Here is a 23,691-nt window from a genome sequence, read left to right on the forward strand (position 1 = left end):
TCGGCGAGGAGTCGCAGCAGCCGATGTGCCCGCACCGGGCGCAGCGGCGGAGGTGGAACCACCAGCCCCCGTCCGCCTCGCACTCGACGCAGCCGGTGCCGCTGGGCGGGACCTCGGGGTCGATGGCAGGTGCTGTCATGGCCGGCCTCCGCGACGGACGGGCTGATCCCGGGACGCCGGCAACGCTACGGATGCCGCCCCGGCGCGCCAAGAGACGCGACGGGGCTGTGCCGTGGGGCCCCGGCGGGCTAGCGTCCTGACCGCAGTGCGGGAGCAGGACGACGGGCCGCCCCCGGGCGTGCGCGGGCCGGCGCCCGGCGCGGTCGCGGGCGGTCGCCGACGGGAGTCGCCATGGGCAAGCCGGTCCTCCTCAGCGTCGACGACGACCCCGGGGTCTCCCGGGCCGTCGCGCGCGATCTCCGGCGGCAGTACGGCGAGCAGTTCCGCGTGCTGCGCGCGTCGTCGGGGCAGGAGGCGGTGGAGGTGCTGCGCGAGCTCAAGCTGCGCGGCGACGCCGTCGCGGTGCTCCTGGCCGATTACCGGATGCCAGGGATGAACGGCATCGAGTTCCTCGAGCAGGCCATGGACCTGTTCCCGCGGGCCCGCCGCGCGCTGCTGACCGCCTACGCCGACACCGACGCCGCCATCCAGGCGATCAACCTGGTCGACGTGGACGCCTACCTGCTCAAGCCGTGGGACCCGCCCGAGGAGAAGCTCTACCCGGTCGTCGACCAGATGGTCCAGGCCTGGCGGGCCGGCCCGGACGTGGTCGCCGACGGCGTGCGGCTGGTGGGCCACCGGTGGTCGGCACCGTCGTTCCGCGCGCGGGACCTGCTCGCCCGCAACGCCGTCCCCTACCGCTGGTACAGCGCCGAGGAGCCCGAGGGTCAGCGCCTGCTCGAGGCCGCCGTCGCCGGTCCGGACGACGTCCCCGTGATCGTGACGCCCGACGGCGTCGTGCTGAAGGCGCCGACCGAGACCGAGCTCGCCGCCGTCGTCGGGCTGAGCACCGCACCCGAGGCCGACTTCTACGACCTGGTCGTCGTGGGCGGCGGGCCGGCCGGGCTCGGCGCCGCCGTCTACGGGGCCTCCGAGGGGCTGCGGACGGTGCTCGTCGAGCGGGAGGCGACCGGGGGCCAGGCCGGGCAGAGCAGCCGGATCGAGAACTACCTCGGCTTCCCGAACGGCGTCTCGGGCAGCCAGCTGGCCGACCGGGCCCGGCGCCAGGCGCGCAAGTTCGGCGCGGAGCTGCTGCTCACCCGCGACTGCGTGGCGCTGGAGGCGCACGGGCCCAAGCGCGTCGTGCGGTTCGACGACGGCAGCTCCGTCGCCGCCCACGCCGTCGTCCTGGCCACCGGCGTCTCCTACCGGAGCCTGGGGGTCCCGGGCGTCGACGCCCTCACCGGCCGGGGCGTCTACTACGGCTCCGCCATGACCGAGGCGGCGGCCTGCGCCGGGACCGAGGTGTTCATCGTCGGGGGCGCGAACTCGGCGGGCCAGGCGGCCGTCTTCTTCGCGCGGTACGCGAGCTCGGTGCACCTGCTGGTCCGGGGGCCGGCGCTGGAGGCGTCGATGTCGCACTACCTGGTCGAGCAGCTCGCCGCGATCGGCAACGTGCGCGTGCACACCTGCACGACGGTCGCCGAGGTGCACGGCGACGGCCACCTCGAGCAGGTCACGTTGCAGGACGCGCGGACCGGGGAGCGGACCACCCACGACGCCGGCCACCTGTTCGTCTTCATCGGCGGGGAACCGCGCACCCACTGGCTGGACGGGGTCGTCGTCCGCGACGAGCGGGGCTTCATCCCCACCGGGCCGGGGCTGCTCGACGACGGGCGCCGCCCACACGGCTGGACCCTCGACCGGGACCCGTGGCTGCTCGAGTCCAGCCTGCCGGGGGTCTTCGTCGCGGGTGACGTGCGGGCGGAGTCGGTGAAGCGGGTGGCCTCCGCGGTCGGGGAGGGCGCGATGGCGGTCACCCTCGTGCACCGCTACCTGGGGGAGCGGTGACCGCGACCGGGCGCCGGCTGGCGCCCGGGGAGCTGCGCGAGCTGTTCCTCTTCGAGGACCTCGACGACGAGCAGCTGGCGTGGGTGGCCGCGAACGGCGACGTCGTGGAGCGCGCGGCCGGCACCGACGTCTCGGTCGAGGGGGAGCCGGCGGAGTGCTTCTTCGTCCTGCTCGAGGGGACGATGACGATGGTGCGCCTGGTCGGCGGCAGCGAGGTGGAGACGGTCCGGACCTCGCACCGCGGGGTCTACTCGGGCGCCGTCCAGTTCTACTTCGGCGACCGGCTGGAGCAGCGGTACCCCGCGACCGTCCGCGCGGTCACCGACACGCGGTTCCTGGCGCTGCCGGCCGGTCCGTTCGCCGAGGTGTTCCGCCGCTGGTACCCGATGGCGGTGCACCTGCTGGAGGGCATCTTCGTGGGGCAGCGGAACTCCGCCGAGCTGGTCGGGCAGCGCGAACGGCTGCTGGCGCTGGGCAAGCTGACCGCCGGGCTCACCCACGAGCTGAACAACCCGGCGGCGGCCGCGGCCCGGGCGAGCGACGCCCTGCGCGACCGGTTCGCCGGGATGCGGCAGAAGCTGGCGCTGCTCTCCGAGGGCAGGATCGACGGCGCGGTGCTGCGGGCGCTGACCGCGTTGCAGGAGGAGTTCGTGGTGCGGGTCGGCGGCGCGCGCGAGCTCTCGACGCTGGCGCGCGCCGACCTCGAGGAGCGCCTCGGCGAGTGGCTCGAGGAGCGCGAGGTGAGCCGGCCGTGGGAGCTGGCCGGCGTCTTCGTCGCGGAGGGGATGACGCCGGAGGACCTCGACCGCGTCGCGGAGGCCGTCGCGCCGTCCTTCCTGGAGCCGGCCCTGCGCTGGCTGGCGTACACGGTGGAGACCGAGGCGCTGCTCCTGGAGATCGCGGACAGCACCAGCCGCATCTCCGCGCTGGTCGACGCCGCCAAGCAGTACTCGCAGATGGACCGCACGCCCCACCGGCCGACCGACCTGCACGCCGGGCTGGACGCCACGCTGGTGATGCTCGGCGGCAAGATCCCGCCGGGTGTCACCGTGGTGAAGGACTACGACCGGGGTCTGCCCGAGGTGCCCGCCTACGCCGGCGAGCTCAACCAGGTCTGGACCAACCTGGTCGTCAACGCCCTCGACGCGATGGCCGGGGAGGGCACGCTGACCGTCCGGACGGCGCGCGAGGGCGAGCGCGCGCTGGTCGAGATCGCCGACACGGGCCCCGGCATCCCGCCCGAGCTGCGGTCGCGGGTGTTCGAGCCGTTCTTCACGACCAAGCCGGTCGGCCAGGGCACCGGGCTCGGCCTGGACGTGTCGTGGCGCGTCGTCGTCGAGCGGCACCGGGGCGACCTGCGGGTGACGTCGTCGCCCGGGGACACCCGGTTCCGGGTGCTGCTGCCGCTCACCGAGCCGGCGGGCTGACCCGGCGGGCGCCGCGCTGGGACAGTGGGGGGCGTGTTCGACGTCGACTGGATGGGGCTGCTGACCCGGGAGGTGCTGCGCGAGCGCGGTGCCGCGCTGATCGCCGAGACCTGCGCGTGGGCCGTGGGGCTCTCGGACCGCCCGCACCACCGGCGGCGCGCCGGCCGGGTGGTGCCCAGCGGGCTGACCGTGGGGGAGCGGGCCGCCACCGGCCAGCGGCTGGCCAGCGAGGAGGACGGACGCGTCGACCTCGGTGATGCCGCGCCGGGCAGCTTCCAGGACGCGCTGGACATGATCGGCGCCGACGGCCGGCTGGTCGCCGAGCGGTTCGACGACGAGGTGCTGGTGCCGTTCGTCGTCGAGACCTGCCGGCTGGCGGGGGAGCGTGCCCGCGAGACGCGCCGGGGCGCGTGGGCGGAGCTCGCCGACGACCTGGGCGAGGACCCCGACGACGTGGAGGGCGTGGTGCGCGCCGCTGGCTGGGCGGCCCCGCTGCGCATCGACGCCGAGCACCTGGTGCTGGCCGCGCTGCGCGACGTGCCGCTGATCGAGGTGGAGGCCGAGGGGCTGCCGCTCTCGCTGGTGCGCGCTGCCGAGGCGGCCACCCGCGCCGCCGTCGTCCCGGAGCCGGCGCCGGTGCCCGACGAGACGCTGGCCGGCGCGCTGTTCCTGGCCCGCGCCGCCCTGGACGGCTCCGGCTGCACGGTGCCGGTGCCACCGGAGGAGGCCGACCTGCTGCTGGCCGCCTTCGGCGACACCGGGCTGGAGCCCGAGGAGGTGCCGTCGGTGCTGGCGCACCTGCCGGTGGAAGAGGCGACGATCACCCGGATCGAGGCCGCGCTGGAGCGCTAGCGGCGGCCGCGGCCGGCCGGGCGATGCCCCCCGGCGGGGGACCAGGTCGCCGGATGCCCGGCAGCAGGGGCGATGCTCCGGTCTGCCAACCGCGCGTGCCGCCGCCGGACCCGGGGTACCGACGGCGGCATGGCGAAGAACGACGACCAGGACGCGCAGCGGTCAGCCGTGCGCGAGGCCAAGAAGCAGGGCGTCGCCCCGAGCGCCGCCGGCGTCACGACCGGGGCCTCCAAGCAGATCGAGACCCACACCCACGGCGACGACCGGCACGAGCACTCCAGCGCGCAGGGCAAGAGCAAGACCTGAGCCGGGGGTGGCTCAGACCTCCTCGATCGGGAAGGTCCGGGTCGGGGAGACGAACTCGTCCTGCGCGGCGACCAGCAGGATCTCGCGGGAGCCGGCGTCCTCGGTGCGCTGGAGCAGGCCGAACACCGACGCCGCGGCGCGACCGAGCGCCTCGGCCGCCGAGCGGGTCTCCAGCCAGTGCGCGAGGAAGAGCGCGGCGATCGCGTCGCCGGCCCCGTTGACCGACACGCCCAGCCGCGGGGTGCGCACCCGCCAGTGCCGCCCGCCCTCGGAGGCGAGCAGGTCCACGGCGTCGTCGGGGGTGTCCTCGGCGACCAGGGACGTGGTGAGGACGACCCGCGGACCCAGCGCCTGGACCGCCGCGACGGCGTCCTCGACCGAGCCGAGCGAGCGGGTGGTGGTGCCCGAGAGCAGGTCCAGCTCGTAGTGGTTGGGCGTCACCAGGTCGGCGGCCGGGACGGCGACCTCGCGCATGAACTCCTCGATGCCGGGGCGCACGAACACGCCCCGGCCGACGTCGCCGATGACCGGGTCGCAGCAGTAGACGGCGGCCGGGTTGGCCGCGCGCACCCGCGCCACCGTGCCGACGACGGCGTGCCCGATGTCGGCCGACCCGAGGTATCCCGACAGCACGGCATCGCAGCTGCCCAGCACACCGCGGTCGGCGACGCCCTGCACGATCTCCTCGATCGACTGGCCGTCGTACACCCGGCCGGTCCACCGGCCGTAGCCGGTGTGGTTGGAGAACTGGACGGTGTGCACCGGCCAGACCTCGATGCCGAGGCGCTGCAGCGGGAAGACGGCGGAGCTGTTCCCGACGTGGCCGTAGGTGACGTGGGACTGGACGGAGAGGACGGCGGTCACGACAGGCACCCTGGCACACGCCCTCCCCGTCGCGACCTCACCGGGTCGGCGGCTTCCTCCCCCAGCGGGGAGCGTCCTCCCTCACCTCCCACGCCGCGGGAGGACGCGCCGTGATCAGGGAACCCGGGCTCAGGCGGTGGCGCCGGTGGTCCGCCCGGGGGCGAGCTCCACGTGCGGGCGGGACTGCCACAGCGCCCACTCCGCGCTGATGTCGCCGGCGGTGCGCAGCAGGTGGGGCAGGTGCTCGCCGACCAGCCGCTCGGTGGAGGTCTCCGCGGCGTGCACGGTGACGTTCATGGCGGCGCGGACGACGCCGTCGCCGTCCCGGACCGGCACCGCCACCGAGCGCACGCCCGGGGCCAGCTCCTCGTCGGCGAGCGCCCACCCGCGGGCGCGCACCTCGGTGAGCTCGGTCCGCAGCTGCTCGGGGGAGCGGCCGATCACCGGCGGCAGCCCGGCGCGGCTGGGCTGGGCGAGCACCCCGGCCAGCTCGTCCGGCGGGAGCGCGGCGAGGAGGACCTTCCCCTGCGAGGTCTGGGCCGCCGGGAAGCGGGTGCCGATGTCGACCCGGAGCGCGATCAGCTTGGGCACCGCGACCCGGGCGACGTACACGATGTCGGAGCCGTCGAGCTGGGCCATCGAGGACGACTCGCCGGTGCGCCCGACGAGCGCCTCCAGGTGCGGGCGGGCGATGTCCCAGAGCCCGAGGGCGCCCACGTAGGCCATGCCGAGGGTGAGCACCTTCGGGGTGAGCGCGAACGCGCCGGCCGACGACCGCACGAAGCCCAGCTCCTCGAGGGTGAGCAGCAGCCGCCGGGCGGTGGGGCGCGCCAGCCCCGCGGCGGCCGCCACCTCCGACAGCGTCATCACCGGGTGGTCGCGGTCGAAGCAGGCGAGGACGTCGAGGCCCCGTGCCAGCGCCTCGACGAAGTCGGGCCCGCTGCCGCGACCTGCCATGTCCGTCGTCCTCTCGTCGGTGCCGCGGTGGCGCGGCGGTCCCGCACACCCCCGCCGGAAGTGTGCGGGACCGCCCGGCGGGCCTACTGGTGCCGGGTCGACTGCTCGCCGGCCCGCTCGGTGGCCAGGTGCTCCTCGAACACCTGCTCCCGGGCGGCGTGCGTGCCGTGCGACTTGTAGTCGGTGTACTGGTAGGGGTTGTCCAGCACCTCGGTGTCGGGCAGGTCGGGGTACATGCCGCCGGCCCACGCCTCCTCGCCCATCGCGCCGCGGAGGTGCTCCACGGTCGCGTCCACCTCGCGGCGGACGGCGGCCAGGTCGACGTCGACCAGGCGGTGGGCGTGCTTCACGACCCGGCCGTCGACCAGCACCGTGTGCACGTCGCCGCGCTGCGCCTGGAAGGCGACGTGGCCGAAGGGGTTCAGCAGCGGGAAGGAGACCGGCGAGGCGTCGTTCTTGATCAGGACGACGTCGGCCTTCTTCCCCGGCTGCAGGGTGCCCAGGTCGTCGCGGCCGAGCGCCAGCGCCCCGCCGCGGGTGGCCCACTGGACGACGTCCTGGGCGCGCAGCTGGAGGTGGGTGACCGTCTCGCCCTTCAGGTGCGCCTCGAAGTGCTCGCGGGAGCGGTCGGCGCCCAGCGTGGTGCGCATCGCGGAGAACAGGTCGCCGCTCCACCACACGCTGGTGTCCATCGACAGCGAGACCGGGATGCCGTGCGAGCGCACCTGCCAGGTGGGCGGGTAGCCCTGCCCGGCGCTCTGCTCGGACTCCGTGGACACCGAGATCGACCCGCCGGTGGCGGCGATGCGGTGGTAGGAGTCGGGGGTGAGGGTGGCGGCGTGGACGTAGACCGTCTCGGGGGTCATGAAGCCGTGCTCGTGCATGAGGCGGATGCCGTCGTCGTTCGTGGCGCCCCACACGCCGGCGTGCGTGGTGACCGGCAGGCCCAGGTCGCGGGCCACCTCGAAGGCCGCCTTCTCCGGGAAGGAGGGGTCGCCCGTGACGTCGAAGGCCAGCTGCAGGCCGAGCTTGTCGTCGGCGGCGTCGCGGTGCCGCTCGAGGAAGGCGCGCACGCCCGCATCGGCGGTCCACTCCCACGGCGCGGCCTGGATGTTGCCGTAGGCCAGGACGAACCGGCCCGGCACCGAGCGCAGCGCCTCGACGGCGGCCTCGGCGTGGTCGACCGACTGGAGCCCGTGCGACCAGTCGACGGTCGTGGTGACGCCGGCCTCGAGCGCCTCCAGGGCCGAGAGCCGGTTGCCGGCCGCGACGTCCTCGGGGCGGAACTTCTTCCCGTGCTCGAGGTAGTACCAGACGAAGTACTGGGTCAGCGTCCAGTCGGCGCCGTATCCGCGCATCGCCGTCTGCCACATGTGGCGGTGGGTGTCGATCATCCCGGGCATCACGATGCCGCCCCGGGCGTCGATCTCCTGCGTGCCCTCGGGCACCTCCAGCGCCGGACCCACCGCGGCGATGCGGTCGTCCACGACCAGCACGTCCGCGTCGGGCAGGACGGTGCAGGTCTCGTCCATGGTCAGCACGGTCCCGCCGCGCAGGACCACCGGCCGGCCGGCCGCCGGAGCGGGCTCGGGGTGGGTCATCGTCTCCTCCTGGACGTCGTCGTCACATCGCCGGACCGGTGTCCGCTTGACGGACACCCACTGCGATCTGGGTCACGATGACGCCTGTGCGGGCGGCTGTCAACGGGGGGCGTCGCGCAAGTCCCGCGCCATCGGCCAGCGGTTGACAGCCTCGCGTGCGCGTCGGAGACTGCGGACGCCGATGAGCGGACGACTGTCCGCTCGTGTCGACGACGAGGAGTGTGCATCCCGGATGAGCGCTGACGCCGAGGACTCCGGGGGAGCGGTGGCCGGCCCGCTCTCCGGCCTGCTGGTGGCGGACTTCTCCCGCATCCTGGCCGGGCCCTACTCGACGATGCTGCTCGCCGACCTCGGCGCCGAGGTGGTCAAGGTGGAGGGCCCGAACGGGGACGACACCCGCACCTGGCAGCCGCCGGTGCGCGACGGCGTCTCGACGTACTACATGGGCGCCAACCGGAACAAGCGCTCGGTCGCCCTCGACCTGAAGGACCCCGCCGACCGGTCGGCCGCGCAGGAGCTGGCCCGCCGCGCGGACGTGCTGGTCGAGAACTTCAAGCCCGGCGGCCTGGCCCGCTTCGGCCTGGACTACGACGCCGTCGCGCGCACCAACCCCGGCGTCGTCTACGCCTCGATCAGCGGCTTCGGCAGCGCGCCCGAGGGGGCGTCGCTCCCGGGCTACGACCTCATCGTGCAGGCGATCTCGGGGTTCATGAGCCTCACCGGCGACCCCGACGGCTCGCCCTACCGCGGCGGGGTCGCGCTCTTCGACGTCATGGCCGGCCTGCACGCCACCATCGGCGTGCTCTCGGCGCTGAACCACCGGCACGCCACCGGGCGGGGGCAGCACATCGAGGTCAACCTGCTCTCCTCGGCGCTCTCGGGGCTGGTCAACCAGACCAGCGCCTACGTCGCCGGCGGCGTGGTGCCCTTCCGCATGGGCAACAGCCACCCCAGCCTCTTCCCCTACGAGCCGCTGCCCTGCGCCGACGGCGACCTGATCGTCACCGCCGGGAACAACGGCCAGTTCCGCAAGCTCGTGGAGGTGCTCGGCGTGCCCGAGCTCGCCGACGACCCGCGGTTCAGCCGCAACGAGGACCGCACCGCCAACCGCGACGAGCTGCGCCCGCTGCTGGTCGAGCGGCTGCGCACCCGCAGCAAGCAGGAGTGGTTCCGCGACATCATCGGCGCCGGCGTGCCGTGCGGGCCGATCAACACGATCGACCAGGGCGTCGCCTTCGCCCAGGAGGTCGGCCTGGACCCCGTCGTGGAGGTGGGGGAGGGCGCCGCCGCGGTGCCGACCGTGCGGAACCCGATCACCTTCTCCGAGACGCCGCCGGCCTACCGGCTGCCACCGCCGGGCCTGGACGAGCACGGCGCGGAGATCCGCCGCTGGCTCGGCGCACCCGAGGAGGGCACCCGGTGACCGCCGAGAACCCGCAGCCTCCCCGGTACCCGACGGCGCTCGGCGCCTCCAGCCTGGAGTCGATCACCCTGCTGGGCACGGACCTCGCCCGCGACGTGATGGGCACCGTGGGCTTCGGGGAGCTGGCCTTCTGGCTGGCCACCCAGCGGCGGCCCACGGCAGGGGAGACCCGCGTGTTCGAGGCGGTCCTGGCCGCGCTCGCCGACCACGGGTTCACCCCCACCGCGATCGTCACCCGGCTCACCTACCTCTCGGCGCCGGACTCGATCCAGGGCGCCCTGGCGGCCGGTCTGCTCGGCGGCGGGTCCCGCTTCCTCGGCGTCACGGAGGACTGCGGCCGCTTCCTGCACGACGTGCTCACCCGGGTGGAGGGCGGCCTCCCCACCGACGACGCCGGCTGGGACGCGCTCGCCCTGGAGACGGTGACGGCGCAGCGGGCGGCCGGTCGGTTCGTCCCGGGGCTCGGCCACCACGTGCACAAGCAGGGCGACCCGCGCACCCCGCGGCTGTTCGAGATCGCCGCCCAGGAAGGCCTGGTGGGCCCCCACCTGCAGCTGTTCGCCGCCATCGGCCGCACCCACGAGCAGGTGCTGGGCAAGCGGCTCCCGCTCAACGGCGCCGGTGTGTGCGGCGCGGCCCTGGCCGACCTCGGGCTGCCGATGGAGCTGCTGCGCGGCTTCGCCCTGCTGGCCCGCACCGCCGGGCTGATCGGCCAGCTGGCCGAGGAGCTGCGGCACCCGGTGGCCAACGACGTCTTCCTCTCGGTCGACCTCAACAACCAGCCGGTCGAGCCCGATCCGTTCGTCCCCGCGCCGCTGCCCGGCGCCGGGTCCCAGGGCTGAGGGGCCGGCCGTGCGCGCCGCCGTCCTGCACACGCCGGGGGAGACCCCGGAGCTGCGCGAGCACCCCGACCCCGGGCCCGCCAGCGACCGCACCGTCGTGCGGGTGACCGCGGCGCCCCTCGTGCCGCTCGACCTCCTGTGCGCCTCGGGCACCTCCTACTTCGGGCGCCCCGCGGTGCCCTACGTGCCCGGGGTGCAGGGCGTGGGCGTGGTCGAGAGCGGGCCCGGCCACGCGCCGGGCACGCGGGTCTGGTTCAGCACCACCGCCGGCATGGCCCCCGGCGACGGCAGCCTCGCGGAGCGGTGCGCGGTGCCGGCCGAGGACGCCGTCCCCGTGGCCGCCGACGTCGACGACGCCGCGCTGGCCGCGCTCGGGCTCTCCGCCGTCGCCGCGTGGATGTCGCTGACCTGGCGCGGTGGTCTGCAGCGCGGCGAGCACGTGCTCGTGCTCGGCGCCGGCGGCGCGGTCGGGCAGTCGGCGGTGGGCGCGGCGCGGCTGCTGGGCGCCGGCCGCGTCGTGGCAGCGGCCCGCTCGGCCGCGGCCCGGGAGCGGGCGCTGGCGGCGGGCGCCGACGCGGTCGTGGCCCTGGACGCCGACGTCGAGACGCTCGCGGAGCGGTTCGCCGAGGCGGCCGGCGGCCGGCTGGACCTCGTCGTCGACCCCGTCTTCGGCGCGGCCGCGACGGCCGCGGCGCGGGCGCTCTCCGCCGGCGGGCGGCTGGTCAACCTGGGCGGCGCCTCCGGGGACACCGCGGAGTTCTCCTCCGCGGTGCTGCGCGGCAAGGCGGCGGCGGTGCTCGGGTACACGAACAACGCGCTGACTCCCGCGCAGCGGGCCGAGGCCGTCGGCTCGATCGCCCGCGAGGCGGCGGCCGGCCGGCTGGCGGTCGCCCACGAGCGGGTGCCGCTGGCCGACGTCGCCGGCGCCTGGCGGCGGCAGGCCACCGGTGACCCCGGCGTCCGGCTGGTCCTGACGCCCTGAACGAGCAGGCCCCGCGCGGGAACCGCGAGGGGAGGAGGTGCGCGGCCGGCAGCGGCCGCGCCGGACGGCAGGAGGACCGTCGTGGACCTGGTGACCGAGGAGAACATCACCGACCTCGCGGTGGAGCGCTGGGCCACCGCCCGCGACCCGCGGCTGGCGGAGGTCATGACCGCGCTCGTGCGGCACCTGCACGACTTCGCCCGCGAGGTGCGGCTGACCGAGGACGAGTGGATGGCCGCCGTCCAGTGGCTGACCGCCACCGGGAAGATCAGCACCGAGAAGCGCGAGGAGTTCATCCTCGCCTCCGACGTGGTGGGCCTGTCGATGCTCGTCGTCCAGATGAACCACCGGCTCGACCCGGAGGCGACCCCGGCCACGGTGCTGGGCCCCTTCCACATCGAGGGGTCCCCGGAGCTCGGGTACGGCGACGACATGTCCGACGGGCTGCCCGGCACCCCGCTGTACCTGCACGGCCGGGTCACCGACCTCGACGGCGCCCCGGTGGCCGGCGCCGTGCTCGACGTCTGGCAGTCGGACTCCGAGGGCCTCTACGAGTCCCAGCTCGCCGAGGTGGACGAGGCGCGGCTGCGGGCCAAGTACACGACCGACGACGACGGCCGGTACTGCCTGCGCACGATCGCCCCGCTGGGCTACTCGATCCCGATGGACGGACCGGTCGGCGACCTGGTGGCGCGCACGGAGATCAGCCACTTCCGGCCGGCGCACATCCACTTCCTGATCAACGTGCCCGGCTTCGAGCCGCTGATCACCCACCTGTTCCAGGAGGGCGCGCAGTACCTGGACAGCGACGTCGTCTTCGGGACGAAGCAGGAGCTGGTGACCGCCTTCGAGGAGCGGGAGCCGGGGGCCACGCCCGACGGCGGTTCGATCGACGTGCCGTGGCTGGAGTCGCGCTACGACTTCGTGCTCCAGCGGCGCGCCTGAACGCCCGCGCGGCGGTGCGGTCGGCCGCGCCGCCGCGCGGTGCCCGCCCGGCGGGGACCGCGTCCGCCGTGCGTGCCCGACCGGGTCGTGGGTAGGAGCCGCCCCGACCGGTTGCGCACGACGGAGAGACGAGGAGGCCACCCGTGGCCCTGGACTACCCGACCCTGCCCGGCGACATCGACCACCTGATCGCCGACGACCACGCGATCGTCGAGCGGCAGTTCCAGCACCTGGAGGCCGGCCGCGGCAACCGCCGCGTGCTGGTGGACCAGGTCGCCTTCGAGCTGGCGCTGCACGCGTTCGCCGAGGAGACGGTGCTCTACCCGATCTGGACCGAGATCGGGATGACCGACGAGCACGACGACGCCGAGCACGAGCACCAGGAGATCAAGGAGCTGCTCGTCGTGCTCGGCCGCACCGAGCCGGGCGAGCAGGAGTTCGAGGAGGCGCTCGCCAAGCTCATCGGCGTCGTCCGGCACCACGTGGACGACGAGGAGACCGACGAGCTGCCGGAGTTCCGCCGCAAGGCCGGCCCCGACCGCATGGCGCAGCTGGGCAGGGAGTTCCTGGCCGCCAAGCGGCAGGCGCCGACCCGGCCGCACCCGCACGCCCCGGACGAGGGCATCGCGGAGCGGATCGCGGGCATGCTGGCCAAGCCGCTGGACCACGTCCGCGACCTGCTCTCCGGCAAGCAGAAGGAGATGGCCACCGACGCCTCCGGGCTGCTCGACCCGCAGGCGCAGGCGATCGTCGACGCCCACTCCTCGCTCGGCCCGCTGCCCGTCGAGATCCTCGAGCCCGACCAGGCACGCAAGCAGCCCGGCCCCGACGACGCGGTGAAGAAGGTCATGGCCGACAGGGGCATCGAGGGGCCGGAGCCGGTCGGCTCGGTCGAGGACATCGTGATCCCCGACGCCGCCGGCGGTCAGATGCGCATGCGCGTCTACCAGCCCGCCGACGCGGGCCCCGAACCGCTCCCGGTGGTCTTCTGGATCCACGGCGGCGGCTGGGTGCTGTTCGACATCGACACCTACGACGCCTCCTGCCGCGGGCTCACCGACAAGGCCCGCGCCATGGTCGTCAGCCCCGACTACCGCCGCGCCCCCGAGGCGGTCTTCCCGGCCGCGCACGACGACGTCCTGACCGCCTACCGCTGGGTCGTGCAGCACGCCGCCGAGCTGGGTGGTGACCCGGCGCGCATCGGCATCGGCGGCGAGTCGGTCGGGGGGACCATGGCCGCGGCGACGGTGCTCCAGCTCGCGCAGGCCGGCGAACCGGTGCCCGCGGCCGCCGTCTGCGTCTACCCGCTCACCACGGGCGAGCAGGTCGGCGAGTCGATGGCGGACGCCGCCGACGGCCGCCCCCTCAACCGTGCACTCCTCTCCTGGATGGCCATGCACGCCTTCGAGGGGAAGCCGGATGCAGCGGCGGATCCGCGGGTCGACCTCCTGGGCTGGGGCCGCGAGCAGCTGGCGGTCATGCCGCCGACGCTGGTGGTCACCGGCGAGCGCGACGTCCTGCGCAGCCAGGGGCAGCGGTTCGCGGAGAACCTCCAGGCGGCCGGCGTGCCCACGACGCACCGCTACTACCCCGGCGTCATGCACGAGTTCTTCGGCGCCGCCGCGGTCCTCGACAAGGCCGAGCAGGCGCAGCAGGAGGCGGCGCAGCACTTCGTGCGGGCCTTCGGGGCCGCCCGGCCTCCCGTGGGCGTCGCGCCGTCCGGCCGCACGGTCCGGTGACGATGCCGGGGCGGCGGCCCGGCTGACGGTACGGGCGGGACCGGACCGGGGTAGGGGCCACGCATGTGGTTCGACTCCTGGTCCGATCTCGGCCGTGTCCTGGCGGTGGGGGCGAGCGCGTACGTCGCGCTCGTCGTCGTCCTCCGCTTCTCCGGCAAGCGGACGCTCGCGAAGCTCAACGCCTTCGACCTGGTCGTCACGGTGGCGCTCGGTTCGACGCTGGCGACGATCCTGCTCAGCGCCGACGTGAGCTGGGTGGAGGGCGTCGTCGCGCTCGCCCTCCTCGCGGCGCTCCAGTTCGTCATCGCGTGGGTCACCGTCCGGTGGCCCGCGTTCCGCGGGGTGGTGACGGCCGAGCCGACGCTGCTGCTCCGCGACGGGGAGCCGGTCGCGGAGGCGCTGCGGGAGCAGCGGGTCAGCATGGAGGAGATCCGGCAGGCCGTGCGCGCGACCGGCTCGGGGGACGTCTCGTCGATCGGCGCGATCGTGCTGGAGTCCGACGGCTCGCTCAGCGTGATCTCGGCCGGGCAGATGGGCGACGGCTCGGGCCTCGACGGGGTCCGCCGCGCCGATCGCTGAGCTCGGGCCCTGCCCGCCGCGCCGCCGGGTACGCGGTCCCCGGCGGCGCGACGGGGCCGTCAGGGGGCGACGACCGCCTTGGTCCAGCCGCTCTCGCGCCGGTCGAAGGTCTCGTAGGCGTCGAGCACCGAGGGCATGTCCTCGACCTGGGTGAGCACGGTCGAGGGGTCGATCGCGCCGGTGCGGACCAGGTCGAGCAGGTGCGGGATGTACCGGCGGTGGTTGCAGTTGCCCATCTTCACCGTCAGGTTCTTGTTCATCGCCGCACCGATCGGATAGCTGGTCATCTCCGGCGGGTAGACGCCGATGATCCCGATCGTCCCGGCCTTGGCCACGGCCTGCACCGCCCACTGCGCCGCCTGGCTCGGGGCGTCCCCGGCGACCCAGTTCGCCCCCTGCGGGTTCTGCTCGGGCGCCACCTGCGCGCGCTCCTGGTCGAAGCTCCCCGCCTGCTGCTCGGCCGTCTCCGCTGCCGGGCCGGACTTCGGCCGCTGCGCGTCCACGCCGACGGCGTCGATGACGCGGTCGACGCCGATCCCGCCGGTGAGCTCCTGGACGACGGCGACCGGGTCCTCGGCGTTGAAGTCGATCGCCTCCGCGCCCCGTCCGCGCGCCTGGTCGAGCCGGCTGGCGATGCCGTCGACGACGAGCACCCGCCCGGCACCCTGCTGGAAGGCGCTCGTGACCGCGAACTGGCCGACCGGACCGGCGCCGAGCACCAGCACGGTGTCGCCGGGCCCCACCTCGGCCAGCCGCGCGCCGAACCAGGCCGTCGGGTAGATGTCCGACAGCAGGATCGCCTGGTCGTCGGTCACCTCCGGCGGCAGCCAGACCGGGCCCACGTGGGCGAACGGGATGCGGGCGTACTGGGCCTGCAGCCCGTCGACCGGGCCGGTGGTCTGCGGTCCGCCGAAGAAGCAGGTGCCGGCCGACGGGCCGTTCGGGTTCGCGTTGTCGCACTGCGCGTAGTAGCCGGCGCGGCAGTAGGAGCAGACGCCGCAGCCGACGGTGGACGGGATGACGACCCGGTCCCCGGCGCGCAGGTTGCGCACGCCCGGGCCGGTCTCGCGCACCACGCCCACCGCCTCGTGGCCGAGGATGGTGCCCTCGACCATGCCCGACATGGTGCCGCGCACGAAGTGCAGGTCGGTGCCGCAGATGCCGCTCGCGGTGATCTCCACGATCGCGTCGGTCGGGTCCTGGACGGTCGGGTCGGGGACGTCGTCCAACCGGATGTCCCCGACGCCGTGCCACACGACAGCCTTCACGTCCGTTCTCCTCTCAGGCGTTCCGGCCGGGCCGCAGCAGGACCTTGGTCCAGCCGTCGTCCCGCTGGTCGAAGTGCTGGTAGCCCTCCACGGCCCGGTCCAGGCCGAGCTCGTGGGAGGTGATGAGGCCGGGCGTGGCCCGGCCGGCCACGATCAGATCGCGCAGCTGGCGGTTGTACCGCTTGACCGGCGCCTGCCCGGTGCCCATCGACTGCCCCTTGGTGAAGAAGGTCCCGAACTGCCACGGGATCCGCCCCTGCTGGGCCAGCTCGCCGTTCGCCCCCGGGTCGGCCGGCATGTAGACGCCGACGACGCCGATCCCGCCGGCCGAGCGCACCACCTGGGCCAGGTTGTCCAGCACCAGCTCGGGGTGCTCCTCGCCGGAGGGGTCGTGCGCCTGGTAGCCGACGGCCTCCACGCCCCGGTCGACGCCGCGCCCGCCGGTGGCGTCCATCAGCTGCTCGACCGGGTCGTGCGCGCTGAAGTCGACCGGCGTGGCCCCGAACCTCTCGGCCAGCGCGAGCCGGTCGGTCTCCTTGTCGACGACGAAGACCTGCGAGGCGCCGCGGATCATGGCGCTGTGCGCGGCCATGAGGCCGACGGGCCCACCGCCGAAGACCGCGACCCGGTCGCCGGGCTGGAAGCCGGAGAGCTCCACGCCGTGCCAGCCGGTCGGGAAGATGTCCGAGAGCATCGTGAAGTCGTTCTCGTGCTCCTCGCCGGCGGGCAGGTGGAGCAGGTTGAAGTCGGCCCAGGGCACCCGCAGGTACTCGGCCTGGCCGCCGTCGTAGGGCCCCATGTTCGCGTAGCCGTAGGCGGCGCCGTCCACTCCTTCGGTCGGGTTCGCGCGCAGGCAGAACGACGTCCACCCCTGGGTGCAGGTCCGGCACGTGCCGCAGGCGATGTTGAAGGGCACCGACACGCGGTCGCCGACCTGGACGCGGTCGACCCCCTCGCCGACGGCCTCGACGACGCCCATGTTCTCGTGACCGAGGACCTTGCCCTCCTCGACGGGCGTGCGGCCCTCGTACATGTGCAGGTCGGACCCGCAGATGTTCGTGGTGGTGATGCGGATGATCGCGTCGGTCGGGGACTGGATCGTCGGGTCGGGGACCTCTTCGACGGTGACCTGCTTCGGGCCCCGGTAGACGACGGCCTTCATGGACTGGTCCTTCCGCTGGGGGACGGCGGCGGTGCCGCCGGGAACGGGCACCGACCCCGGCCGGGATTGGCTTCCCCGGGGGTCATGCGCCGCTCCGGCACTACCCGGTCCGGCTGCCGGTACTCGGTCGTCCTCGATCCGATCGCGGTCCGCACTTCCGGGCGGACCCGGCTCGGTTTGCCGCGACCGCGGCGCGGCGGGAGGCTGCGCCCAGGGAGCACCGACCGGAGGGGGCGGCGATGACGGCGCGGCAACCGAAGGAGATGGCCCAGGCGGCCACCGCGATGGGCGCCAAGAAGGTCGACCGCAGCTGGGACCGGGTGCTGGTCAGCGCCTTCCTGGCCGGGGCCTACATCGCCTTCGGCGGCCTCGTGGCGATCACCGTCTCCTCGGGGCTGGACCCGGAGACGTGGGGGACGCTGCCGACGCTCTTCACCGGGGCGACGTTCACGCTCGGCCTCGTGCTGGTGCTCATCGCCGGCTCGGACCTCGCCACCGGCAACATGCTGCTGGTCCCGCTGGGCGCCATGCACGGCAGGCTCGGCCTGGGCGACGTCGCCCGCAACCTCACCCTCGTCCTGCTGGGCAACCTGGTGGGGGCGCTGTTCGTGGCCTACTTCCTCGCCGTCCAGACCGGGGTGATCGGCGACGCGGACGCGGCGGGCAGCGCGGCGCTCACCTACGAGCGGCTGGCCTCCATCGCCGAGGGGAAGGCGCTGGGGGAGTCGCCGTGGCAGACCTTCCTGCGGGCGGTCGGCTGCAACTGGCTGGTCTGCCTGGCGGTGTGGATGTCGCTGGCGGCGACGTCGGTGTCGGGCAAGATCCTGGCGATCTTCTTCCCGATCATGGCCTTCGTGGCGATGGGCTTCGACCACGTCGTCGCCAACATGTTCTTCCTGCCGGCCGCGATCTTCGCCGGGGTCCCCGACATCGGCTGGGACGACACCCTGCTCAACTGGCTGCTGGCCGGGGCCGGGAACCTGGTCGGCGCCGTCGTCTTCGTGGCCACCTCCTACTGGTACCTGTTCCTGCGGGACGAGGCCGGGCCGTCGGCGCCCGAGGCCGCGGCCGAGCCGGCCGAACGGGGCTGACCGACCGCGCGTCACGGGATCGTCATGCGGCCGCCGCGTACGACGGTGGACGGCGGGGGTAGGGGCCGGTCCGGCGAGAGCTCCCGGGTGCGTCCGCACCCGGGCCGACCACCGGAGAGGGGATCGACGTGACCGTCGCCGCCCAGATGCTCGACACCTACCCGAAGGACCTCGGCGGGGTGGACCGGCAGAAGCTCCTGGAGTGCATCGAGGCCTGCTTCGAGTGCGCGCAGGCCTGCACCGCGTGCGCCGACGCCTGCCTCAGCGAGGACACCGTCGCGGAGCTGACGAAGTGCATCCGCACGAACACCGACTGCGCGGACATCTGCGACACCACCGGCCGGGTCCTGTCCCGGCACACCGGCTACGACGCCAACCTCACCCGCGCCGTCCTGGAGGCCTGCGCCACGGCGTGCAAGGCGTGCGGTGACGAGTGCGGCGAGCACGCCGGGATGCACGAGCACTGCCGGGTCTGCGCCGAGGCCTGCCGGCGCTGCGAGGCCGCCTGCCGGGACCTGATCAGCAGCCTGGGCTGACCGGGATGGCGCCGACCGGTGCCCTGGACGGCGGCGCGCGATGACCGTCGACGTGCTGCTGGCGGCGGCGGGCGCCCTCGCGCTCGTCGCCGCGGCCTGGTCGACGGCCATCCGCCGGCTGCCGGTCAGCGAACCGCTGATCGCCCTCGGGCTGGGCGTGCTGCTCGGACCGGCCGTCCTGGACCTGGTGCGCCTGCCCGACCTGCTCGCCGACCACGCCTGGTTGCACACCGCCGCGCGGCTGCTGCTGGCCGTGTCGGTGATGTCGATCGCACTGCGCTACCCCTTCCACGTCGCCCGCTCCCGCCTGCGGCCGGTCGCCCTGCTCCTGGTGGTCGTCATGCCGGTGATGGCGCTGGTCAGCACGGGTCTGGCCGCGGCGGTGCTGGGTGCCGGTCTCGGCGTGGCGGCGCTGCTGGGTGCGGCGCTGGCGCCCACCGACCCGGTCCTCGCCTCGAACGTCGCCACCGGTGAGCCCGCCGAGCAGGACATCCCCGGCCGGGACCGCCAGCTCCTCTCCCTGGAGTCCGGGGCCAACGACGGCCTGGCCCTCCCGCTCGTGCTGGTCGCCGTGGCGGTCGCCGGCCCGCTGACCGTGGGCGAGGCGCTGCTCGAGTCGCTCTGGCAGGTGGTCGGTGCGGTGCTGATCGGGGTCCTGCTCGGCTGGCTGGGCGGCCGCGCCCTGCGCGCCGGGGCCGACCACGGGTCCGCCGACCCCGGCCCCGAGCTGGTGTTCACCGTGGTCCTGGCCTTCGCCGTGCTGGGCCTGGCCGGCCTGGCCCACGTCGACGGGATCCTCGCCGTGTTCGTCTGCGGGCTGGCCTTCAACGCGGTCAGCACCGGGCGGGAGCGGACGGCGGACGTGCGCATCGACGAGGCGGTGAACCGGTTCGTCGTCCTGCCGCTGTTCCTCGCCTTCGGCGCGCTGCTGCCGTGGGCGGAGTGGCGGGCACTGGGGTGGAGCGGCGTCGCCTTCGCCGTCGCGGTGCTCCTCCTGCGCCGGCCCCCGGTCGTCTACCTGCTCCGCCGCCCGCTGGGCCTGGGGCGGCCGGACGCCGTCCACCTGGGCTGGTTCGGACCGATCGGGATCTCGGCGCTGTTCTACCTCACGCTGGAGTCCGAGCGCCTGCAGGTCGACCCGGTCGTCCTCGTGGCGGGCTCGCTGGTGGTCGCCGCCAGCACGGTGGTCCACGGGCTAACCGCGACCCCGGGCCGGGTGGTGTTCCGGGAGGTGACCGCCGGCCGCGCCGACGGCGGCTCCTGACCCGGGACGCGGGGCGGTGCATGACGAGACCGTGTCACCAGGCGCACCGGTCGGCGCGCACGGTTTCGCGAGGTCGGTCCGGGGAAGGGGTGGCCGCGACCACGCCGGTGAGCAGCCGCCGGCGCCTCCGCCGCGGGACGTGGCCGCCACGTCGCCACCGGCAGGGCCCGCCCGCGCGGCATCCCAGCACGACCCCGACCTCCCGGAGGACGCACGTGACGCGCATCGACCGGATCGCCGAGCCGTGGGGCACCCGCACCCCGTACGGGCCCGGCGAGCAGTGGCCCACCCGGGTGGACAGCCACCTCGCCGACGGGCTCACCGAGGCCGACGTCGACCGCTGGGTGCAGTCGGCGACGATCCTGCACTCCAACGGGGACGGCCTGGACATCGCCGTGAAGGACGACCGGATCGTCGGCGTCCGCGGCCGCGCCGTCGACCGGGTGAACCACGGCCGGCTGGGGCCCAAGGACCTCTTCGGCTGGCAGGCCAACAACTCGCCCGACCGGCTCACCGAACCGCTCATCCGGCGCGACGGCGAGCTGGTCGAGACCGACTGGGACACCGCGATGGACGCGGTCGCCGGCCGGTGCAGGGAGCTGCTGGCCGAGCAGGGGCCCAGCGCGATCAGCTTCTACACCACCGGGCAGCTGTTCCTGGAGGAGTACTACACCCTGGGGCTCATCGCCCACGGTGGTATCGGCACCAACCACGTCGACGGCAACACCCGGCTGTGCACCGCGACGGCCGCGGCAGCGCTCAAGGAGTCCTTCGCCTGCGACGGGCAGCCGGGCTCCTACACCGACATCGACCATGCCGACGTCATCGCGCTGTACGGCCACAACATGGCCGAGACCCAGACGGTGCTCTGGACCCGCATCCTGGACCGGTTGGCCGGCCCCAACCCGCCGAAGGTCGTCTGCATCGACCCGCGGGAGACCCCCGTGGCCCGGCACGCCACCGTGCACCTCGCCCCGCGACCGGGCACGAACGTCATGCTGGCCAACGCGCTGCTGCACGAGATCATCGGCAACGGCTGGGTCGACGCCGGCTACGTGGAGCAGCACGCGGTCGGTTTCGAGGAGCTGGCCGAGCGGGTCCGGGACTACCCGCCCGAGCTCGCCGCCGAGGTCTGCGACGTCCCGGTCGAGCGGATCCGGGAGGCCGCCCGCGTCATCGGCACCGCCGAGCGGCTCGTGTCCTCGGTGCTGCAGGGCTTCTACCAGGCCAACCAGGCGACGGCGGCGGCCGTGCAGGTCAACAACATCCACATCGTCCGCGGCATGCTCGGCAAGCCCGGCTGCGGGATCCTGCAGATGAACGGCCAGCCCACCGCGCAGAACACCCGCGAGTGCGGCGCCGACGGCGACCTGCCGGCCTTCCGCAACTGGTCCAACGACGAGCACATCGCCGACCTCGCCCGGGTGTGGAACGTCGACCCGATGGACATCCCGCACTACTCGCCGCCGACGCACGCCATGCAGATGTTCCGGTACGCCGAGGAGGGCTCCATCCGGTTCATGTGGGTGCAGGCGACCAACCCCGCCGTCTCCCTCCCCGAGCTCGGCCGGATCCGCGAGGTCCTCGCCCAGGAGCGGCTCTTCCTCGTGGTGCAGGACATCTTCCTGTCCGAGACCGCCCAGCTCGCCGACGTCGTGCTGCCCGCCGCCACCTGGGGCGAGAAGACCGGCACCTTCACCAACGTCGACCGGACGGTGCACCTGTCGGAGAAGGCGGTCGAGCCGCCGGGGCACGCCAGGCCCGATCTCGACATCTTCCTCGACTTCGCCCACCGCCTGGGCCTGAAGGACAAGGACGGCGCACCGCTGGTCAAGTGGTCGACGCCCGAGGAGGCGTTCGAGGGGTGGAAGGAGTGCACCCGCGGCCGGCCCTGCGACTACACCGGTCTCTCCTACGACAAGCTCCGCGGGGGCAGCGGCATCCAGTGGCCGTGCAACGACGAGCACCCGGACGGGACGGAGCGCATCTACGTCGACGGGCAGTTCTGGTCCGATCCGAGCTACTGCGAGAGCTACGGCCGCGACCTCGTCACCGGGGCGCCGCTGTCCCCGGTCGAGTACAAGGCGATGAACCCGTCGGGCAAGGCGGTCCTGAAGGCCGCCGAGTACGTGCCGCCGCACGAGGTGATCAGCGAGGACCACCCCTTCCAGCTGATGACCGGGCGCACCCTCTACCACTTCCACACCCGGACCAAGACCGGGCGGGCGCCGCAGCTGCAGGGGGCGGCGCCGGAGGTGTGGGCCGAGATGGCGGCGAGCGACGCGGCCGACCGCGGCCTCACCGAGGGCGACGTGCTCGAGATCAGCACCCCCCGCGGGAGTGTCGAGGCGAAGCTGCGGATCAGCGGGATCCGCCCCGGGGTGGTCTTCCTGCCGTTCCACTACGGCTACTGGGACGCACCCGGCGGCCACGAGCCGGACGGGAAGCGTGGCCGCGCGGCGAACGAGCTGACCATCACCGACTGGGATCCGTGCTCCAAGCAGCCGATCTTCAAGACCGCGGCCGCGGCCGTGAAGCGCCTGGAGAAGGCCGACGGTCCGTCCCCGGCGCCGACCACCACCGGCTCGCGGCCGGTGACCGACGGCGTCCCACCCACCACCGGCGGCGACGCCGCCCTGTGCACCGAGGAGCTGGCGACCGTGGCCGGAGGCGACCGGTGAAACTGCACCTGGCGATCGAGGAGCTGCACCGCTCGGAGAACCACCTCGCCGGCGCGCTGCTGGCGATGTCGGACCGGCACAAGGCCGACCACGAGGTCTTCCACGTGGCCCGCGACATCGCCCGCTGGTCGCAGGACCACGTCCGGGCGCTGGCCCGGATCGGCGGTGACTTCGGGCTCGACCTGGACCCGGAGCCGAAGGGCGACCCGACCGTGCTGGAGAAGGCGCGGCAGAAGGCATCGGACCTGCTGGGGCGCAGCAGCACCCCCGGGATGCTGCTGCTGGCCGACCTGCGGCACATCTACCGCGAGGCCTCGGGCACCTCCCTGGACTGGGAGCTGCTCGCCCAGGGGGCGCAGGGGGCGCGGAAGAAGGAGCTGCTCGAGCTCGCCGAGCGCTGCCACCCCGACACCCTGCGCCAGGTCCGCTGGGCCAACGCCAAGCTCAAGGAGTCCGCGACCCAGGTGCTGGTCAGTTGAGCACCGACGGCGCGACGTCCCCGGCCGGCACGCGGATCGTGCTGCGCCCGCTGGCCACCCCCCTCCCGCTCGGTTTCCTGGCCCTGGCGCTGGCCACGACGATGTTCAGCGCGGTGCAGCTGGGCTGGATCCCACCGGACGAGGGGCGGGTGGCGGGCTACACCGCGCTCGTCGCCACCGTGCCGCTGCAGCTGCTGGCCTCGGTCCTCGGCTTCCTCACCAGGGACCCGGTGGCGGCCACCGGCATGGGGTTGCTCAGCGGCACCTGGGCGATCGCCGGCGTCACCACGCTGACCACCCCGCCGGGCTCGACCAGTGACGGCCTGGGCGTGCTGCTGGCGGTGGCGGGGCTGGCCATGCTGGTGCCCGCCGCCGCGGCCGCGGGCAGCAAGATCGTGCCGGCCGCGGTGATGGCGCTGGCCGGCACCCGCTTCGTCGTGACCGGCATCCACGAGGTCAGCGGGTCCGACGCCTGGGAGACGGTCGCGGGCTGGGTCGGGCTCGCCCTGGCGGTCCTCGCCGCCTACGCGGCGCTGGCCCTGGAGCTGGAGGGGGCGCAGGAGAAGACCGTCCTCCCGCTGGGCCGCCACGGCCCCGGCCGCGCCGCGATGTCCGGGGAGGGGCCGCTCGCCCCGCAGCGGCTGATCGAGGAGGCCGGGGTCCGCCCGCAGCTGTGAGGACCT

21 protein-coding genes are annotated in these 23,691 nt (G+C 74.4%); 16 read left to right on the plus strand and 5 right to left on the minus strand.

All coding sequences use genetic code 11. The annotated features are described in order from the left end of the window. Positions 1 to 351: 351 nt before the first annotated feature. The 4 genes from E9549_RS08270 to E9549_RS08285 all read left to right on the plus strand — a co-directional run bounded on the left by E9549_RS08270 (position 352) and on the right by E9549_RS08285 (position 4,595). On the plus strand, positions 352 to 2,010 hold the full coding sequence (locus E9549_RS08270; protein ID WP_236826062.1) for an FAD-dependent oxidoreductase: 1,659 nt from the start codon (positions 352 to 354) through the stop codon (positions 2,008 to 2,010). Further along, positions 2,007 to 3,437, plus strand: a complete 1,431-nt coding sequence (locus E9549_RS08275; RefSeq protein ID WP_236826063.1) for an ATP-binding protein — start codon at positions 2,007 to 2,009, stop codon at positions 3,435 to 3,437. The genes E9549_RS08270 and E9549_RS08275 overlap by 4 nt, the downstream gene beginning before the upstream one ends. Before the next feature lie 33 nt (positions 3,438 to 3,470). Further along, positions 3,471 to 4,289 carry a hypothetical protein gene (locus E9549_RS08280; RefSeq protein ID WP_236826064.1) on the plus strand — a complete coding sequence of 273 codons (819 nt, stop codon included), beginning with the start codon at positions 3,471 to 3,473 and terminating at the stop codon, positions 4,287 to 4,289. Between the two features lie 129 nt (positions 4,290 to 4,418). Continuing rightward, positions 4,419 to 4,595 carry a hypothetical protein gene (locus E9549_RS08285; RefSeq protein WP_236826065.1) on the plus strand — a complete coding sequence of 59 codons (177 nt, stop codon included), beginning with the start codon at positions 4,419 to 4,421 and terminating at the stop codon, positions 4,593 to 4,595. Positions 4,596 to 4,607: 12 nt separating this feature from the next. Here the strand turns inward: E9549_RS08285 and pdxY are convergent, their stop codons facing one another. From pdxY to E9549_RS08300, 3 genes are all read right to left on the minus strand, one after another. Continuing rightward, positions 4,608 to 5,459: a pyridoxal kinase PdxY gene (gene pdxY / locus E9549_RS08290; RefSeq protein WP_236826066.1), complete on the minus strand. Its 852-nt coding sequence runs from the start codon at positions 5,457 to 5,459 to the stop codon at positions 4,608 to 4,610. A gap of 129 nt (positions 5,460 to 5,588) precedes the next feature. After that, a complete protein-coding gene (locus tag E9549_RS08295) occupies positions 5,589 to 6,416 on the minus strand; it encodes an IclR family transcriptional regulator C-terminal domain-containing protein (RefSeq protein ID WP_236826067.1) in 828 nt (275 codons plus the stop codon). Between the two features lie 83 nt (positions 6,417 to 6,499). Continuing rightward, entirely contained in the window at positions 6,500 to 8,017 is a 1,518-nt protein-coding gene (locus E9549_RS08300; protein WP_236826068.1) for an amidohydrolase family protein, read from the minus strand. Between the two features lie 232 nt (positions 8,018 to 8,249). Between E9549_RS08300 and E9549_RS08305 the strand changes: the two genes are divergently transcribed. From E9549_RS08305 to E9549_RS08330, 6 genes are all read left to right on the plus strand, one after another. Further along, positions 8,250 to 9,440: a CaiB/BaiF CoA-transferase family protein gene (locus E9549_RS08305; protein WP_236826069.1), complete on the plus strand. Its 1,191-nt coding sequence runs from the start codon at positions 8,250 to 8,252 to the stop codon at positions 9,438 to 9,440. Next, positions 9,437 to 10,282: a citryl-CoA lyase gene (locus E9549_RS08310; RefSeq protein WP_236826070.1), complete on the plus strand. Its 846-nt coding sequence runs from the start codon at positions 9,437 to 9,439 to the stop codon at positions 10,280 to 10,282. Before E9549_RS08305 ends, E9549_RS08310 begins: the two co-directional genes overlap by 4 nt. 10 nt (positions 10,283 to 10,292) lie before the next feature. After that, positions 10,293 to 11,264, plus strand: a complete 972-nt coding sequence (locus E9549_RS08315; protein WP_236826071.1) for a zinc-binding alcohol dehydrogenase family protein — start codon at positions 10,293 to 10,295, stop codon at positions 11,262 to 11,264. An 81-nt stretch (positions 11,265 to 11,345) separates the two neighbouring features. Further along, the gene (locus tag E9549_RS08320; RefSeq protein ID WP_236826072.1) at positions 11,346 to 12,209 is read left to right on the plus strand and encodes a dioxygenase; all 864 of its coding nucleotides are present in this window, start codon (positions 11,346 to 11,348) and stop codon (positions 12,207 to 12,209) included. Between the two features lie 143 nt (positions 12,210 to 12,352). Beyond that, entirely contained in the window at positions 12,353 to 13,948 is a 1,596-nt protein-coding gene (locus E9549_RS08325; protein WP_236826073.1) for an alpha/beta hydrolase fold domain-containing protein, read from the plus strand. Positions 13,949 to 14,011: 63 nt separating this feature from the next. Next, entirely contained in the window at positions 14,012 to 14,527 is a 516-nt protein-coding gene (locus E9549_RS08330) for a DUF421 domain-containing protein (protein WP_236826074.1), read from the plus strand. Between the two features lie 59 nt (positions 14,528 to 14,586). Here E9549_RS08330 and E9549_RS08335 read toward each other — a convergent pair whose 3' ends face one another. Next, entirely contained in the window at positions 14,587 to 15,795 is a 1,209-nt protein-coding gene (locus E9549_RS08335) for an alcohol dehydrogenase catalytic domain-containing protein (protein WP_236826075.1), read from the minus strand. 13 nt (positions 15,796 to 15,808) lie between these two features. Continuing rightward, the gene (locus E9549_RS08340; RefSeq protein WP_236826076.1) at positions 15,809 to 16,957 is read right to left on the minus strand and encodes a glutathione-independent formaldehyde dehydrogenase; all 1,149 of its coding nucleotides are present in this window, start codon (positions 16,955 to 16,957) and stop codon (positions 15,809 to 15,811) included. 239 nt (positions 16,958 to 17,196) lie between these two features. Here E9549_RS08340 and E9549_RS08345 point away from each other — a divergent pair, with 239 nt between their 5' ends. The 6 genes from E9549_RS08345 to E9549_RS08370 all read left to right on the plus strand — a co-directional run bounded on the left by E9549_RS08345 (position 17,197) and on the right by E9549_RS08370 (position 23,685). Then, entirely contained in the window at positions 17,197 to 18,048 is an 852-nt protein-coding gene (locus tag E9549_RS08345; protein WP_236826077.1) for a formate/nitrite transporter family protein, read from the plus strand. 128 nt (positions 18,049 to 18,176) lie between these two features. Then, on the plus strand, positions 18,177 to 18,584 hold the full coding sequence (locus E9549_RS08350; RefSeq protein WP_236826078.1) for a four-helix bundle copper-binding protein: 408 nt from the start codon (positions 18,177 to 18,179) through the stop codon (positions 18,582 to 18,584). 40 nt (positions 18,585 to 18,624) lie between these two features. Next, positions 18,625 to 19,848 carry a cation:proton antiporter gene (locus E9549_RS08355; RefSeq protein WP_236826079.1) on the plus strand — a complete coding sequence of 408 codons (1,224 nt, stop codon included), beginning with the start codon at positions 18,625 to 18,627 and terminating at the stop codon, positions 19,846 to 19,848. A 215-nt stretch (positions 19,849 to 20,063) separates the two neighbouring features. After that, on the plus strand, positions 20,064 to 22,529 hold the full coding sequence (locus E9549_RS08360) for a molybdopterin oxidoreductase family protein (RefSeq protein WP_236826080.1): 2,466 nt from the start codon (positions 20,064 to 20,066) through the stop codon (positions 22,527 to 22,529). Further along, the gene (locus E9549_RS08365; protein ID WP_236826081.1) at positions 22,526 to 23,008 is read left to right on the plus strand and encodes a hypothetical protein; all 483 of its coding nucleotides are present in this window, start codon (positions 22,526 to 22,528) and stop codon (positions 23,006 to 23,008) included. The genes E9549_RS08360 and E9549_RS08365 overlap by 4 nt, the downstream gene beginning before the upstream one ends. Beyond that, positions 23,005 to 23,685, plus strand: a complete 681-nt coding sequence (locus tag E9549_RS08370) for a GPR1/FUN34/YaaH family transporter (RefSeq protein WP_236826082.1) — start codon at positions 23,005 to 23,007, stop codon at positions 23,683 to 23,685. Before E9549_RS08365 ends, E9549_RS08370 begins: the two co-directional genes overlap by 4 nt. The last annotated feature ends 6 nt before the right edge of the window (positions 23,686 to 23,691 follow it).

The sequence above is a fragment of the Blastococcus sp. MG754426 genome (assembly GCF_021699055.1).
Classification (GTDB): Bacteria; Actinomycetota; Actinomycetes; order Mycobacteriales; family Geodermatophilaceae; genus Blastococcus.

Bases quoted from the DNA above. Each gene is read 5' to 3' on its own strand.
- E9549_RS08270 (WP_236826062.1), top strand. From the start codon at position 352: ATGGGCAAGCCGGTCCTCCTCAGCGTCGACGACGACCCCGGGGTCTCC.
- E9549_RS08340 (WP_236826076.1), bottom strand. From the start codon at position 16,957: ATGAAGGCCGTCGTCTACCGGGGCCCGAAGCAGGTCACCGTCGAAGAG.
- E9549_RS08345 (WP_236826077.1), top strand. From the start codon at position 17,197: ATGACGGCGCGGCAACCGAAGGAGATGGCCCAGGCGGCCACCGCGATG.
- E9549_RS08295 (WP_236826067.1), bottom strand. From the start codon at position 6,416: ATGGCAGGTCGCGGCAGCGGGCCCGACTTCGTCGAGGCGCTGGCACGG.
- E9549_RS08285 (WP_236826065.1), top strand. From the start codon at position 4,419: ATGGCGAAGAACGACGACCAGGACGCGCAGCGGTCAGCCGTGCGCGAG.
- E9549_RS08305 (WP_236826069.1), top strand. From the start codon at position 8,250: ATGAGCGCTGACGCCGAGGACTCCGGGGGAGCGGTGGCCGGCCCGCTC.
- E9549_RS08330 (WP_236826074.1), top strand. From the start codon at position 14,012: ATGTGGTTCGACTCCTGGTCCGATCTCGGCCGTGTCCTGGCGGTGGGG.
- E9549_RS08355 (WP_236826079.1), top strand. From the start codon at position 18,625: ATGACCGTCGACGTGCTGCTGGCGGCGGCGGGCGCCCTCGCGCTCGTC.
- E9549_RS08300 (WP_236826068.1), bottom strand. From the start codon at position 8,017: ATGACCCACCCCGAGCCCGCTCCGGCGGCCGGCCGGCCGGTGGTCCTG.